The sequence below is a fragment of the Vreelandella azerica genome (genome assembly GCF_013112225.1).
Classification (GTDB): domain Bacteria; phylum Pseudomonadota; class Gammaproteobacteria; order Pseudomonadales; family Halomonadaceae; genus Vreelandella; species Vreelandella azerica.
In genome coordinates, this window is sequence record NZ_JABFHI010000004.1 from 324,160 (window position 1) to 336,904 (window position 12,745).

The following is a 12,745-nucleotide window of genomic DNA, read 5'->3' on the forward strand; positions in this document are numbered from 1 at the left end:
CTGGTGACAGAAACAAATTCATACGACCGTTTGATTGCCTTAGCTTGGTCGAGATTATTTCAGACGTCAAGCCTTGAATGACATCTGTCCAGTGGATGGTGCTCTCAACCAGGACTTGCATTCAACTCATTGCCTATCGACACTTGGTAATGAACATGGGTATTGAACATAGCCACCATCTGCAGGTTGATTTATGGCGTCTACTATTGGCTTCCGCATTGCTCGGCTCCCACATTTATGGCGCTCGATCATTGATCGTCGTCTGGCGCCGCTAGGCCTCACTCAGACCCGCTGGGTCACCTTGTACCACCTCTGGCGCATGGGAAATGGGCAAACCCAATGCGAGCTTGCCCGTAATATCGGCGTTGAAGCACCTTCGCTGGTACGCACGCTGAGTCAGTTGGAATCCCAGGGGCTGATTACACGCCAGGCCTGTGGCAATGATCGGCGGGCCAAACGTATCTATCTGACCGATGAAGCATTGCCTCTGCTTGAACAGATTGATGCGATTGCCTCAAAGGCCCGTCAGGAAATGCTTGCTGGCTTAAGTGACCAGCAAATACAACAGCTTGAGGACTGGCTTGCGCATATCGAGGCTAACGGCCTGGCGATTCAGGCACAGGATCAGGAGGCAGAGGCGTCGTCCGTGCCATGAGTCAAGGCCGATGCTTTATGCTGTTTTTTCGGGCGGTCCGCGTGGCCTTTCAGGCAATCACGCAGCGTGACAAAATCTTCGATATAGCTGGAAAAGCGCTCGGCATTCTGCGACTCCCACCACCATAAGGTCAGTGAGGATTCGCTGGACTCCAGCACCAAGGCATCCTGGGGCAAACGCTCCAGTAAGGCCTTTAAAACGCTATCCGCCGGTTCCGGCCAGGCGCGTAACGGTGCTATCCGCCAGCGCCAGCCTGCATGGTAGGGGGTCAGGGCATCACTGGCATCGCTGTCTCGAACGAGAAGAAAATCCGGCCCGGGGGCTTGCTGCGGGTAACGCCATTGGTAGCCAGGCATTGCCTGTTTGACATCATGAAGTGGCGGCACAGCCATTTTCACCTCAACGCCCTGCTTGCGCACACTGTTGCGCAGCGACGCCTGACGCTGCTGACGTGGGCTAGGCTTCAGCCACATCACCGGTGCCGCCACAAGCATCACCACGATAATAATAAAAAACCATTCCATTGCTTGCCTCTCTGGGTATAGGGATGACGACATGGACGATCTGCCCGAAAATCTAGCAGATATTCAAAATAATGATCCAGGTCGTTGTTACTTAACGAAAACCCGCCTAAAGTAAAGAGTACACACTTTATTGTTCTCAGCTGACTGTCTTATTTTGAGGAGCACCCATGAGCTACCATCATATTCTGGTCGCGGTGGATTTGACCAAAGATTCCCATAAAGTCCTTGAACGCGCCGTGGCGATTGCCGAACGTAACAACGACGCCAAGATCTCCATCATGCATACCCTGGAACCCCTGGGTTTTGCCTATGGCGGTGATATTCCCATGGATCTCACCAGCATCCAGGATCAACTGGATGATCACGCCAAAAAGCGCCTGGCAGAAATTGCCGAAACGCATATTCCCAGCGAAGACCAGCACGTGCTGGTGGGCATGCCGGATACTGAAATCCATCGTTTTGCCCAGGAAAACGACGTGGATCTGATTGTCGTTGGCTCCCATGGTCGTCATGGTTTCGCATTGCTGCTAGGTTCCACGTCAACCGGCGTTTTGCACGGCGCTCAGTGCGATGTGCTAGCTGTACGCGTTGGTAAGAAAGGCGAAGAAAGCGCCGAGTAACAGCTCGTTCAATAAAAACCAGTAGCGAATCTGACAAGGCACCCGTTCGGGTGCCTTGTTGTTCTGACTGGGTCGCTACTGACAGAACTGCCTTGCCAAGCCGCTAATTACTGCTCACCGTTAGCCATTGCTTCAAGCTCCATCCAACGCTCCATGGCGGCTTCCAATGATTGCTGGACGTTTTCCAGCGCCTGCAGCCTGGCGGTGACAACACTGGCGTCCTGCTGGTAAAACGCTGGATCACCCACTTCCTGCTCCAAGGTTTCTATTTCGCCTTCAAGGCGCTCGATATCAGCCGGCAACCCATCCAATTCACGCTGCAGCTTGTAGGAAAGCTTGACGGTTTTACGCGCAGGCTCGGCCGCCGGTTTATCCTGAGCTTTCTCGGCCACCTCGCTGGTTGGCTCAGTGTGTTGGCGAGCCGCACCGTCCCAGGGCGCCGGGGGCAATTTGCCACCCTGACGAATCCAGTCGGTATAGCCGCCCACATACTCACGCACGCAGCCTTGACCTTCAAACGCCAACATACTGGTGACCACGTTATCCATAAAGGTACGGTCGTGAGAGACCAGCAATAGGGTTCCGTCGAAATCCAGTAGCAGCTCTTCAAGCAGCTCCAGGGTTTCCATATCCAGATCGTTGGTCGGCTCATCAAGCACCAGGACATTGGCAGGCTGGGTAAACAGTTTGGCCAGCAGAAGACGATTGGATTCACCGCCAGACAGCGCCTTGACCGGCTGACGCACCCGATCAGGCGTAAACAGGAAGTCCTGCAGATAGCTCATGACATGGCGATCCTTGCCCCCTACGCTGACACGGTCACTGCCTTGGGCCACGTTATCATAGACGGTTTTGTTCAACTCAAGCCCAGCCCGCAGCTGATCGAAATAGGCTACCTGCAGGTTAATACCCAGCTGTACGCTGCCTTCTGTGGGAGCCAACTCTCCCAGCAGAATTTTAAGCAGGGTTGTCTTACCGGCGCCGTTACGGCCCAGAAAACCAATCCGGTCGCCGCGCATGACTTCCAGATTGACATCGCGCAGGATGACCTCATCACCAAAGCGTTGGGTCACGCCTTTCAGCTTGACGACCCGCTTACCGGTGCGCTCGCCGCTATCCACCGACAGATTGGCCGTGCCCTGACGCTCGCGACGCTGACTGCGCTCCATGCGCATCTGCTCAAGCTCGCGTACACGGCCTTCATTACGGGTGCGACGTGCCTTGACGCCTTGACGAATCCAGGCTTCCTCTTGCGCCAGTTTTTTGTCAAAAAGCGCATTCTCGCGGGCTTCAACTTCCAGTTCGTGCTGCTTGCGTTCCTGGTACTCAGCGTATTTCCCGGGGTAGCGGCCTAATTTGCCACGGTCCAGTTCAAGAATATGGGTGGCCAGCTTGGACAGGAAGGCACGGTCGTGGGTAATCAGTAACACAGCGCCGTTAAATGCCAGCAGCTGCTCTTCCAGCCAGGCGATGGTGTCGAGATCCAGGTGGTTGGTCGGCTCGTCCAGCAACAGCAGATCAGGCTCGGCTACCAGGGCCCGTGCCAGCGCTACGCGCCGTCGCCAGCCGCCGGAAAGCGCACTCATTTCAGCTTCAGGCGGCAATCCCAGGCGAGTAAGCACCACATCAATACGCTGATGGAATGACCAGCCATCAATCGCCTCGATCCGGGTTTGCAACACCGCCATGCGGTTCATGTCAGGGTCAGAATCGTTGATCAGATGGTGATACTCGGAAAGCAAGTCACCAGCTTCAGGCAGCCCCTGGGCAACCATATCGAAGATGGTCATACCGGAAGACTCCGGCAACTCCTGAGACAGAACACCAATTTTCAGCCCAGGCGCACGCCAGATGGTGCCATCATCGGGTTTGATATCGCCAGCCACCAGCTTTAAAAGCGTTGATTTACCGGTGCCGTTGCGCCCGACCAGCGCCAGCCGCTCGCCTTTTTCGACCGTCAGGTCAGCGCGGTCAAGCAATACTTGGGTGCCGTAAGCGAGTTGCAGCTGTTCAAGTCGTAACAAGGTCACTCAGTGTTCTCCATCATCATGAAACGCATAATAAAGGCCATAGTGTAACGCATGCTGCCTTGATAATGTTTACCTTGCAGACGTCTCGTGGAAGCTTTCTTGGCAAGGTAGACTGAGCGCTGCAAATTCGCTGTGGCTAAATTCCTGAAGGAGCCTTGTGTGACCACTCTGCGTGACAATTCCACACTACCCGAAGCCTTGCGCTTTCAATCACCTGCCCCGCTGGTGGACATTGGCGCCAACCTGACTCACGAGAGCTTTCAGCGTGATCTCCCAGAGGTCATTGAACGCGCCCATGCTGCCAACGTCACCACCCTGATCCTGACCGGCACCGACCTGCTTCATGCTCGTCAGGCAGCCAGCCTCAGCGAGCAGTACAGCGGTGTGTTTGCTACGGCGGGCATTCATCCTCACGATGCCAGCCAGTGGACAGACACGCTCGGCCAACAACTGGCTGAACTGCATCAGCATCCGGGCGTTGTCGCGGTGGGCGAATGCGGGCTGGATTTCAACCGCAACTTTTCAACTCCGCAGGAGCAGGAACGCGCCTTTGAAGCACAGCTTGCGCTGGCCGCCAGCAGCGGCTTGCCCCTTTTTCTGCATGAGCGTGATGCGGGGCCACGCATGCGCGATATGCTGCATCACTGGCGCGGGGATATCAGCGACGCTGTTATTCATTGCTTTACCGCCGACAAAGATACCCTTCACGGCTATCTGGACCTAGACTTGCACATAGGGCTCACCGGCTGGATTTGCGACGAGCGACGCGGTCACCACCTGCAGCCACTGGTCAAGGATATCCCTCTTGATCGGCTTATGGTAGAAACCGACTGCCCGTATCTTTTACCGCGCAATTTACCGGCCAAGTTGAAGGGGCGGCGCCATGAACCTGCACTGCTGCCGTGGATAGTGCGTGAAATTGCCCATTGGCACGGCGTCAGTGAAGCTCGGCTGGCAGCCGCCAGCAGCGCGACGGCGCAGCGCTTTTTCCGGTTACCATCGCTGGTCAATGAGTCAGCCGATGCTAGGCACCTGTAACACCTAAAAGGAACCCTAATGAGTGAATTACCCGGCTTTATTGCCATTGAAACCGGCGACGAGGAAGGCTTGCCGCTTTCGGTTGCCTGGTCTTTGGCGGATGGGCGTATCAAGCACACCCTGATTCAGCCAGATGACAGCTGGATTGCAGAATCCGACCATGTCACCAACGAATATAGCGCAGAGGAGCTGGAGAGCTTTGGCGTCAGCCCGCTGGATGTCATTCGTGAGCTGGAAACCGATTATTTCAACGAGACTCTCTACACCAGTGGCAGCGGCGAAGATGAGCTCGCCCTGGCGCGCCTGTTTGACACCTACGGCATTGACCCCTTCGTTGAGCTTGCCCCTGCAGAAAGCCTGTACCCAGGCTTGAACGACGCAGAATGGCAGCGTCAACGCCGCGAGGTGTTTGATCAACTGGGCCTGGAGCCAATGCGCCCTGAAGATGAGGTAAGCGCCATGCTGGCGTTACATCAACGACTGGAAGGTGATGACACCGAGTGATCCAGCACCGCCAGCCCGGCCCTGCACGCCTGATCCAGTGAAGCTGCCTGTTGATAATAACGCTGCAAGGCCATCTGGAAAGCAGCTGCACGGCGTGGTAACCCTTCAGCCCGATAGCGCTGCGCCCGCGATAACACCTTGTTAGCAAAACTTTCCCGGTCTACTTCTGCCTCGCCCCCAGATTATCCACACTGACATGAAAGGGGCGCTGGCTGGCCTCACAGAACAGTGATTCAAGTGCCTGTGGGGCAATTTCTGCGGCTTCAAAGGCACCTTGCTGTTGGGCATCACGACCGTCGGGCAGGTACCAGTAGCCGTAATCCTCAAGCTGTCTTCGCTGCTCGCCAGCGATGCACCAGTGGCTGATTTCATGCAATGCGCTGGCATAGAACCCATGGGCAAAAATTACCTGATGGTAGTCATCGTCGCCGCTGGCTGGCTGATACAAAGGTTCATCGCCACCACGCGTCAGCCGGGTCCGGTAACGCTCGGCAAACACACCATCAAACAGAGCGATAATATCGGCAAGCGTCCAGCGGGTCTCGTCGTGCATAAATTCTATCCGGTTGAATATTGATCACAAAAAAATGGCATATGATGATTATAAAGACCGACACCCTATGACGTCATGTGGTGTGATCAACGAACAGCAATAGCTGCTAGAATCGTTTTTTTAAACAGGAATATCCACTATCTAGGAAGCCCACCTTGGAAAGCCTGAGCAAGCAAGTCAGAACACTTTATTGGCCGGAGACCCGGTTACTTGTGCGCCTGGCACTGCCAATTTGCGGTGCCCAGCTGGCTCAGGCCGGCATGAGCGTGGTCGACGTCATGATGACCGGACGCCAAAGCCCGACGGCATTGGCAGCCGTCTCCGTTGGCTCAAGCCTGTGGATGCCATTGATGCTGTTCATGACCGGCACCCTGATGGGGTTAACGCCGATAGTCGCCCATATGCTAGGCGGCAAACGCCATGCAGGCATCCGGCCTGCCGTGCATCAGGCATTATGGATAGCCCTTCTGCTGGGGGCTATTTCAGCGGGCTTGCTGTGGTTTCTGGTGACACCGGTTTTTCAGCTGATGGCAGTGCCTGAGCATGTTGCTCGCAGTTCAGCCGCCTATCTGTCGGCAGTTGCCTTCGGTATGCCCGGTATTGCGTTGTTCCAGGCACTGCGCGCCTTTTCTGATGGCATGAATCATACCCGCCCTGCCCTGTGGATCAGCCTGGTAGGGCTGGGCGTCAACATCCCCGCTAACTATCTATTGATTTACGGTGGGGACGGCCTGGTCGAGCTGTTCGGCACCTGGGTTCCCGCATCGTTGCAGCAACTACCTACGCTGGGTGCGCTGGGTTGTGGCATCGCCACGGCCATCTCAATGTGGACAATGGCATTAGCCATGATACTCTACACCCAGAAGGGCCGAGCCTACCGTGAGGTATCCTTGTGGCAGCAAATTGCTCTGCCTAAATGGATTGGCATACGAGAACTGCTGGTTGTCGGGATTCCTATCGGGGTGGCGATTTTTGTTGAAGTCACTCTGTTCACCCTGATTGCGCTGTTTATTGCCAGCCTGGGTGAAATTACGGTGGCAGCCCACCAGATTGCCCTGAGTTTCACCACCATACTGTTCATGCTCCCCATGTCGCTAAGCATGGCACTCACCGTCAGAGTGGGTAATACCCTTGGGCAACAACGCCCTGAACGCGCCCGCCAGGTTGCCTGGAACGGCATTGCCATCAGTCTGCTAACAGCGGCAATCAATAGTTCTCTTCTCTGGTTAACAGGCCGTTGGGTGATCTCGCTCTATACACCGGACCCAGACGTTCAGGCACTTGCCGCCTCCCTATTGACCCTGGCCGTCTTTTTTCAGGTCTCGGATTCCTTGCAGGCAAATCTGGCAGGGGCTCTGCGCGGCTACAAGGACACCCGGGTCGTCATGCTGATTACCGTGGTTTCTTATTGGAGTGTCGGCCTAGGCGGCGGCCATTGGTTGGGCCGCCATGGTTTCGGTGAAATTTCCGCACTCGGGGTACACGGTTATTGGATCGGTTTGATTGCAGGCCTTAGCACCGCCGCACTATTATTGGCCTGGCGATTACATGTGATAAGCCGACCGGAGTAGCTGCTATGCCGTTTGTTCCCGAGTTCATTCCCGGATTGCGTCATGTTTTAAATGCTGCGTTATGGGCATTCCCTTTGATGGTATTGCAAGGCTGTGGCAACAATGGCGACGATAACTGGCAGCAGTATCACCAACAGCTTGGCGATGCTCTCAGCAGTACGCCGATTGAAACCACTGAACCTGATAATATTCCCTCTTTTCCGGAGATACAGAGCCTGGTTTTTGAGATTGAAGAAATGCGCGAGGGAATGCTCAATATCTACGCCCTGCGTGGGTGCCAGATTACCTCGCTTATCGCAGCACGTAACAACCAGCTAGGCAAGGTAGCGCCACCCAGCCAGCAATGGTTATACGAACGCGAGCTCTGGCAACAGCTAAGCAGCTGCTGGAACACCGATACGCCCGAGCAGCTCTCCGAAGAGAATCGTGAACGCCTACTCAATATGACGATGAACAAGACGGCTCAGCTTCCCTACGTCAGCTGGAATGCCATCTTCGAGTCAACAGAGTGGCAAAAAGCTTTTCCCGCGCGAGCACTCCTTTATCTTCCACAACGCTGCAAGATATCGACGCCGCACTGGAGGCTGTGGACTATCTGCAACGCATGACGCTGCATCAGTTTGACCGCCAGTGGGAACAGGACTCAAGCCGTTTGGAAAACCACCTTAAAGAATTAAATCAGCGCCCTCTCAGCGCTGAAATACTGCGTGCTTTGCTTCTAGCCTCTCAACGGCTTGACGAGGCCAGCCTGATGCTCGAACAGGCCAGCGCTGAGTGTCTGCCGGATTGGGACATGACAGAAGTGCAACAGTTGGAAAACGTTGCTCATGAATGGCTCAAGACGGTCAATCAACTTGTTGATAGCCACCCGATTGACCCACCTGAAGCATGGCAAGACTATCAGCAGAACTGGCTTTCGCTGACCAATGACGAGGCGCCATGGCGTGTTTTCAATAGCGCCTTGAACCGCCACCAGGCTATTCGTAGCCAGTTCGCAGCCTGCCCAGGGTAAGCTGAAGAAGGCGCGAAGCGAGTACCCGACTATAAAAAATCATCCAATAGGCTTAACCTTCGGCTAAAGCTGTGCTATTGGTGACATATGTGGCGGGCATAAATCTCTGCTTTGCCAACGTCGAAACCACGCAGCACCAGGAGGGACACCATGGGCGCCACCTTGTCACCCCGTTCTGCCCAGGTTATCGACCTGGAAACCGCACGTCAGCGGCATGAAGCGCAAAAATGTCTGGTACGTCTTTCTCCAGAGCTTGATGGGCTGGAAATGGTCTACCAGCTGGATGCTGACCCTGAAAGCTTTTACAGCATGCCTGTGCTTGCCTGGGGGTTACGTGAAGATGGCCATGTTGTCGGCCTGATTCCATGGATGGAAAAACTGACCCCTTGCCACCTGCTCAATAGCTGGGAACAGGGGTGTTTCGTTGGCTATCGCGATCCAGAAACAGAAGAAATATTTACTGACCCTCCCGAACACAAATGGCATGAACTCTCCGCGTCCGCAGAGTATTTTGATTACGAAGCCTCTCAGGAACTCACCCTTATCCAGCAGATCCCCGATCATCAGGGCACCCATGCCCTGTGCATGGAGGGCCACCATCAACCTTGGCAGATGAAGCTTGTCTACGGCTGGAATCTATACAGCGATGGCAGTGTCGATGCCTTGGTTGCTGATGAAAGTAAAGCCACAATGACACCCATACTGTTGAAAGATGCCTGCCTCTACAGTACTCGTTCACGTCATCCCAAGGTTTACTTCTTTCAACGCCATATTGCCAATCAGATCGTTGAGGAAGATCCGGATACGCTGGAAAGTCTTGCGCTTATGGTGGTCCCACCTGCGCATTGAAATGAGTTTTTTGCAGCAAGGGGAAGCAATTAAAACCTGCTTCCCTTGTACACTCTTCCTTTGCTCTGAAAACGGTTAATCACAAACTCGTACATAGTAATACAGCTCGTCGCCAACGGCTGTCTGTGCCACCAAATCGTGGTTTAAAAACTGACAGAACTTGGGAACATCTCGGGTAGTCGCCGGGTCCGTGGCGACAACTTGCAACACCTGCCCTGGCTTTAACTCAGCCACTTTATTATGAAGCATCATGATTGGCTCTGGACAAAATAGCCCTCGGGTATCCAATTGTTCATCATATTCAGGTAAAGTTTCACTCATTCAGATTCTCGATTCAGGAAGTGTAAGGTATGATCAAAATCATCATTGAACGACGTATTATGCCTGGTTTGGAAGAAGATTATGAACAGGCAGCACGCCAGGCAATGCGTGTTTCCCTGGGTGCCAGAGGCTTTGTCGGCGGAGAGACACTGGTTGAGATGGGTCATTCGGATAGGCGCTTGATGATAACCAAATGGCGTGATCTACGCGCCTGGAAAGAATGGTATACCAGTGAAGCTCGGTCCAATGCGATGCAACATATTTTACCTCTACTTACCGAGGAAGAAACCATTCGCATCTATGAACCCAGCTTCTGATCTATTGCAAGCGGATATGCACTGTCACCTCTTCCCTGTCGTGGTAGAGGTGACGGCAGCGTAACGTGTATTTCACGCCAGCTTCATGCAAAACATCCTCAAGGTGTGACAGGCACTTGGTAACTTCTTCCCAGCGCTTTTTCATCGGTAATTTCAAATTGAATACTGCTTCCCTGCACCAGCGCCCTACCAGCCAGCGCTCCATCATGGCGATGACCCTTATTGGTTTATCGACAATATCACAGACCAGCCAGTCCAGACGATAAGGAGGCTCCCAGGTAAACCCATCTTCCTTCAAATGTTCAACCTGCCCTGACGCCATCAGCTCAGCTGCCATTGGCCCATTATCAATAGCGTAGACATACATCCCTTTTTGAACCAACTGCCACGTCCAACCACCCGGTGCCGCTCCCAGGTCCGCCGCCGTCAGATGCCCTTCCAGGCGCTCTTCCCACTGCGATCGAGGAATGAACTCATGCCAGGCTTCTTCAAGTTTAAGCGTCGAACGACTTGGCGCTCGGGAAGGCACACGCAACCTGCGAATCCCATTAGGCAGATCACTGCGATTGCCCGGAAATGAAAGACCCACCTGCAGTGAAGAGCCGCTGACCCATAACAGGTGTAGCCTGCGTCCACCCGCCTTACGTCGCAAAGCCCCTCTTTTTTCAGTAGACTTTCCAATGGCCGAGACAGTGTCTTTATCAGGCGACTAAGCGCTTTACCTTCGTTAGTATCTGGCGTTTCATGCCAGATGTCTTCAAAACTCCAACCTGCATCAACAACCTGAGCAACCAGGGATGTCAGACGGTCTTCACGTCCAACGTCCAGCAGCGGCAACGCGATCAGCGTCTGGCGAGCGAAAATCAACAAGTCAAAATGAACAAGACGATGAAGCTCGTTGATAGGCTCGTTATCCAAACGGGTGACACTCGCCCACCCTTCACCACTATCACCTTCACAGGCCACGTCATGTCTTTGGGCATGGTGCAGCAACTCTGCCAATGCATCCCTTTCAAAACCAGGTCGGCAATAAACCAGCCAGGTTGCCGGAAAAATCTGGGGCACTTAGCTCACCTTAAAACGATGGATAATTTAACAACAAACAGTGGAGTTTCGGATTATCGGCCAACAATGGCCAACACTTGGACATCATAGCATGTTGGCCAATAGACAAGCAGATTCGAACCTATCGTTTAAACAACATAGATGTGATTTTCCATATGTTCATTTTTGGTGCATAAAATAATTCGCCTTTAGTCTAATTTTTCCCTCTCATAGAGCATAGCAGCGCTGTAATGGGGTATGCATCTGCCGCATAACGCACGTTTAATAGGGCAAGTTAATCACAGAACTTTCAATATCAAATAAACAAGGATTGAACAGATAAACAATGCCCTACGTCCACAACACCTTAGAATGCTTGCGTAAAAGCAGCCCAGCGCAAACAGAATTTTATCAGGCCGCTGAAGAAGTACTTGAGTGCTTGCGCCCGCTGTTTGAGCGCTATCCAGAATACCTTGAGCACAGCATTATCGAGCGAATCGTTGAGCCCGAACGCCAAATCATGTTTCGCATCTGCTGGGTAGACGACAAGGGGACAGTGCAAGTCAACAAAGGCTACAGAGTTCAATTCAACTCTGCACTGGGACCCTATAAAGGAGGGTTACGCTTCCATCCGAGTGTTACCTCAGGCACGATAAAATTTCTGGGGTTTGAACAGATTTTTAAAAATGCGCTTACCGGACTGCCTATTGGCGGAGGTAAAGGCGGTTCTGACTTTAACCCCAAGGGAAAGTCCGATGGGGAAATCATGCGCTTTTGTCAGGCATTCATGTCAGAACTTTACCGTCATATCGGGCCAAACACAGATGTACCGGCAGGTGATATTGGGGTAGGTAAGCGTGAAATCGGTTACTTGTTTGGCCAATATAAACGTATCACTGGGCTATATGAAGGTGTATTGACCGGCAAAGGCCTGGATTGGGGCGGCTCTATTGGAAGAAAAGAGGCAACCGGCTACGGTGCCGTTTATTTTGCTCAGAATATGCTAAAAGCCCGCGGTCAGGAGATCAGCAATAAAACATGCCTTATTTCCGGTGCCGGCAATGTGGCAATTTATACGATAGAAAAACTATACGAATTAGGTGCCAAACCTATTACCTGCTCAGATTCATCTGGCACTATCGTTGATGAGAATGGTATTGACCTTGATTTGTTAAAAGAACTGAAGGAAACCAGGCGCGTCTCACTGAAACATTATTTGGAAAAGCATACACAGGCAAATTATATACCTAACTCAGAATACCCAGATGATGGCCATAGTGTTTGGCGACTCAAGGCCGACCTGGCTTTCCCTTGTGCTACCCAGAATGAACTGACGGGTGCAGATGCTGATGCGTTGCTGGAGAACGGCATTTATTGCATCAGCGAAGGCGCCAACATGCCCTCCACGGCTGATGCCGTCGATAAGTTCCTCGTTGCCAAAATAGCTTATGGTCCCGGCAAGGCTGCAAATGCCGGCGGCGTTGCAACCAGTCAGCTGGAAATGGCTCAAAACAGCAGCATGGAGAAATGGTCGCTGGATAAGGTAGATAGTAAGCTTAAGGCCATTATGGAAAATATACATACCCAATGTGCAGAAACAGCTGAAGAATTTGGCGAACCGACAAATCTGGTCTTAGGTGCCAATATTGCTGGATTCAGAAAAGTGGCTAACGCCATGATCGAGCAAGGAGTAACATGACCCTATAT

The 12,745-nt window shown here is 53.0% G+C and carries 13 protein-coding genes and 2 pseudogenes; 10 read left to right on the forward strand and 5 right to left on the reverse strand.

Annotated features, from left to right (window positions below; translation table 11 throughout):
• Nucleotides 1–193 precede the first annotated feature (193 nt).
• Nucleotides 194–655 carry a transcriptional regulator SlyA gene (gene slyA / locus HLB35_RS11595; RefSeq protein WP_171702692.1) on the forward strand — a complete coding sequence of 154 codons (462 nt, stop codon included), beginning with the start codon at nt 194–196 and terminating at the stop codon, nt 653–655.
• Here slyA and HLB35_RS11600 read toward each other — a convergent pair.
• Nucleotides 625–1,179 (reverse strand): preprotein translocase subunit YajC, encoded by a 555-nt coding sequence (locus HLB35_RS11600; protein WP_171702693.1) that lies wholly within the window; start codon nt 1,177–1,179, stop codon nt 625–627. The genes slyA and HLB35_RS11600 overlap by 31 nt on opposite strands.
• 167 nt (nt 1,180–1,346) lie before the next feature.
• Between HLB35_RS11600 and HLB35_RS11605 the strand changes: the two genes are divergently transcribed.
• Nucleotides 1,347–1,799 (forward strand): universal stress protein, encoded by a 453-nt coding sequence (locus HLB35_RS11605; RefSeq protein ID WP_171702694.1) that lies wholly within the window; start codon nt 1,347–1,349, stop codon nt 1,797–1,799.
• Between the two features lie 107 nt (nt 1,800–1,906).
• Here the strand turns inward: HLB35_RS11605 and HLB35_RS11610 are convergent, their stop codons facing one another.
• Nucleotides 1,907–3,829 (reverse strand): ATP-binding cassette domain-containing protein, encoded by a 1,923-nt coding sequence (locus HLB35_RS11610; RefSeq protein WP_171702695.1) that lies wholly within the window; start codon nt 3,827–3,829, stop codon nt 1,907–1,909.
• Between the two features lie 159 nt (nt 3,830–3,988).
• On the opposite strand from HLB35_RS11610, the gene HLB35_RS11615 reads away from it, so the two are divergent.
• Complete coding sequence (locus tag HLB35_RS11615; RefSeq protein WP_171702696.1) at nt 3,989–4,867, forward strand: TatD family hydrolase; 879 nt, start codon at nt 3,989–3,991, stop codon at nt 4,865–4,867.
• Nucleotides 4,868–4,885: 18 nt separating this feature from the next.
• Complete coding sequence (locus HLB35_RS11620; protein WP_171702697.1) at nt 4,886–5,371, forward strand: hypothetical protein; 486 nt, start codon at nt 4,886–4,888, stop codon at nt 5,369–5,371.
• On the opposite strand, the pseudogene HLB35_RS11625 reads toward HLB35_RS11620, so the two are convergent.
• Nucleotides 5,341–5,924 (reverse strand): annotated as a pseudogene (locus tag HLB35_RS11625) (elongation factor P hydroxylase). The gene HLB35_RS11620 and the pseudogene HLB35_RS11625 overlap by 31 nt on opposite strands.
• Nucleotides 5,925–6,079: 155 nt before the next feature.
• Here HLB35_RS11625 and HLB35_RS11630 point away from each other — a divergent pair.
• From HLB35_RS11630 to HLB35_RS11640, 4 genes are all read left to right on the forward strand, one after another.
• A complete protein-coding gene (locus HLB35_RS11630) occupies nt 6,080–7,495 on the forward strand; it encodes an MATE family efflux transporter (protein WP_171702698.1) in 1,416 nt (471 codons plus the stop codon).
• A gap of 5 nt (nt 7,496–7,500) precedes the next feature.
• The gene (locus tag HLB35_RS18940; RefSeq protein ID WP_422822445.1) at nt 7,501–8,103 is read left to right on the forward strand and encodes a DUF3080 family protein; all 603 of its coding nucleotides are present in this window, start codon (nt 7,501–7,503) and stop codon (nt 8,101–8,103) included.
• Nucleotides 8,082–8,507 (forward strand): hypothetical protein, encoded by a 426-nt coding sequence (locus tag HLB35_RS18945; RefSeq protein ID WP_422822446.1) that lies wholly within the window; start codon nt 8,082–8,084, stop codon nt 8,505–8,507. The genes HLB35_RS18940 and HLB35_RS18945 overlap by 22 nt, the downstream gene beginning before the upstream one ends.
• Before the next feature lie 150 nt (nt 8,508–8,657).
• A complete protein-coding gene (locus HLB35_RS11640; RefSeq protein WP_171702699.1) occupies nt 8,658–9,356 on the forward strand; it encodes a hypothetical protein in 699 nt (232 codons plus the stop codon).
• 75 nt (nt 9,357–9,431) lie between these two features.
• Here the strand turns inward: HLB35_RS11640 and tusA are convergent, their stop codons facing one another.
• Nucleotides 9,432–9,677: a sulfurtransferase TusA gene (tusA, locus tag HLB35_RS11645; RefSeq protein WP_171702700.1), complete on the reverse strand. Its 246-nt coding sequence runs from the start codon at nt 9,675–9,677 to the stop codon at nt 9,432–9,434.
• 29 nt (nt 9,678–9,706) lie between these two features.
• Here tusA and HLB35_RS11650 point away from each other — a divergent pair, with 29 nt between their 5' ends.
• Entirely contained in the window at nt 9,707–9,994 is a 288-nt protein-coding gene (locus HLB35_RS11650) for an antibiotic biosynthesis monooxygenase family protein (protein WP_171702701.1), read from the forward strand.
• A gap of 1 nt (nt 9,995) precedes the next feature.
• Here the strand turns inward: HLB35_RS11650 and rlmM are convergent.
• A pseudogene (gene rlmM / locus HLB35_RS11655) lies at nt 9,996–11,059 on the reverse strand (23S rRNA (cytidine(2498)-2'-O)-methyltransferase RlmM).
• A 325-nt stretch (nt 11,060–11,384) separates the two neighbouring features.
• On the opposite strand from rlmM, the gene gdhA reads away from it, so the two are divergent.
• Nucleotides 11,385–12,737, forward strand: coding sequence for an NADP-specific glutamate dehydrogenase (gdhA, locus tag HLB35_RS11660; protein ID WP_171702702.1), 1,353 nt, complete (start codon nt 11,385–11,387; stop codon nt 12,735–12,737).
• The last annotated feature ends 8 nt before the right edge of the window (nt 12,738–12,745 follow it).

Excerpts from the sequence above, each read along its gene's own strand:
- HLB35_RS11605 (WP_171702694.1), top strand. The coding sequence starts at position 1,347 with ATGAGCTACCATCATATTCTGGTCGCGGTGGATTTGACCAAAGATTCC.
- tusA (WP_171702700.1), bottom strand. The coding sequence starts at position 9,677 with ATGAGTGAAACTTTACCTGAATATGATGAACAATTGGATACCCGAGGG.
- HLB35_RS18940 (WP_422822445.1), top strand. The coding sequence starts at position 7,501 with ATGCCGTTTGTTCCCGAGTTCATTCCCGGATTGCGTCATGTTTTAAAT.
- gdhA (WP_171702702.1), top strand. The coding sequence starts at position 11,385 with ATGCCCTACGTCCACAACACCTTAGAATGCTTGCGTAAAAGCAGCCCA.
- HLB35_RS11620 (WP_171702697.1), top strand. The coding sequence starts at position 4,886 with ATGAGTGAATTACCCGGCTTTATTGCCATTGAAACCGGCGACGAGGAA.
- HLB35_RS11600 (WP_171702693.1), bottom strand. The coding sequence starts at position 1,179 with ATGGAATGGTTTTTTATTATTATCGTGGTGATGCTTGTGGCGGCACCG.
- slyA (WP_171702692.1), top strand. The coding sequence starts at position 194 with ATGGCGTCTACTATTGGCTTCCGCATTGCTCGGCTCCCACATTTATGG.
- HLB35_RS11650 (WP_171702701.1), top strand. The coding sequence starts at position 9,707 with ATGATCAAAATCATCATTGAACGACGTATTATGCCTGGTTTGGAAGAA.
- HLB35_RS11640 (WP_171702699.1), top strand. The coding sequence starts at position 8,658 with ATGGGCGCCACCTTGTCACCCCGTTCTGCCCAGGTTATCGACCTGGAA.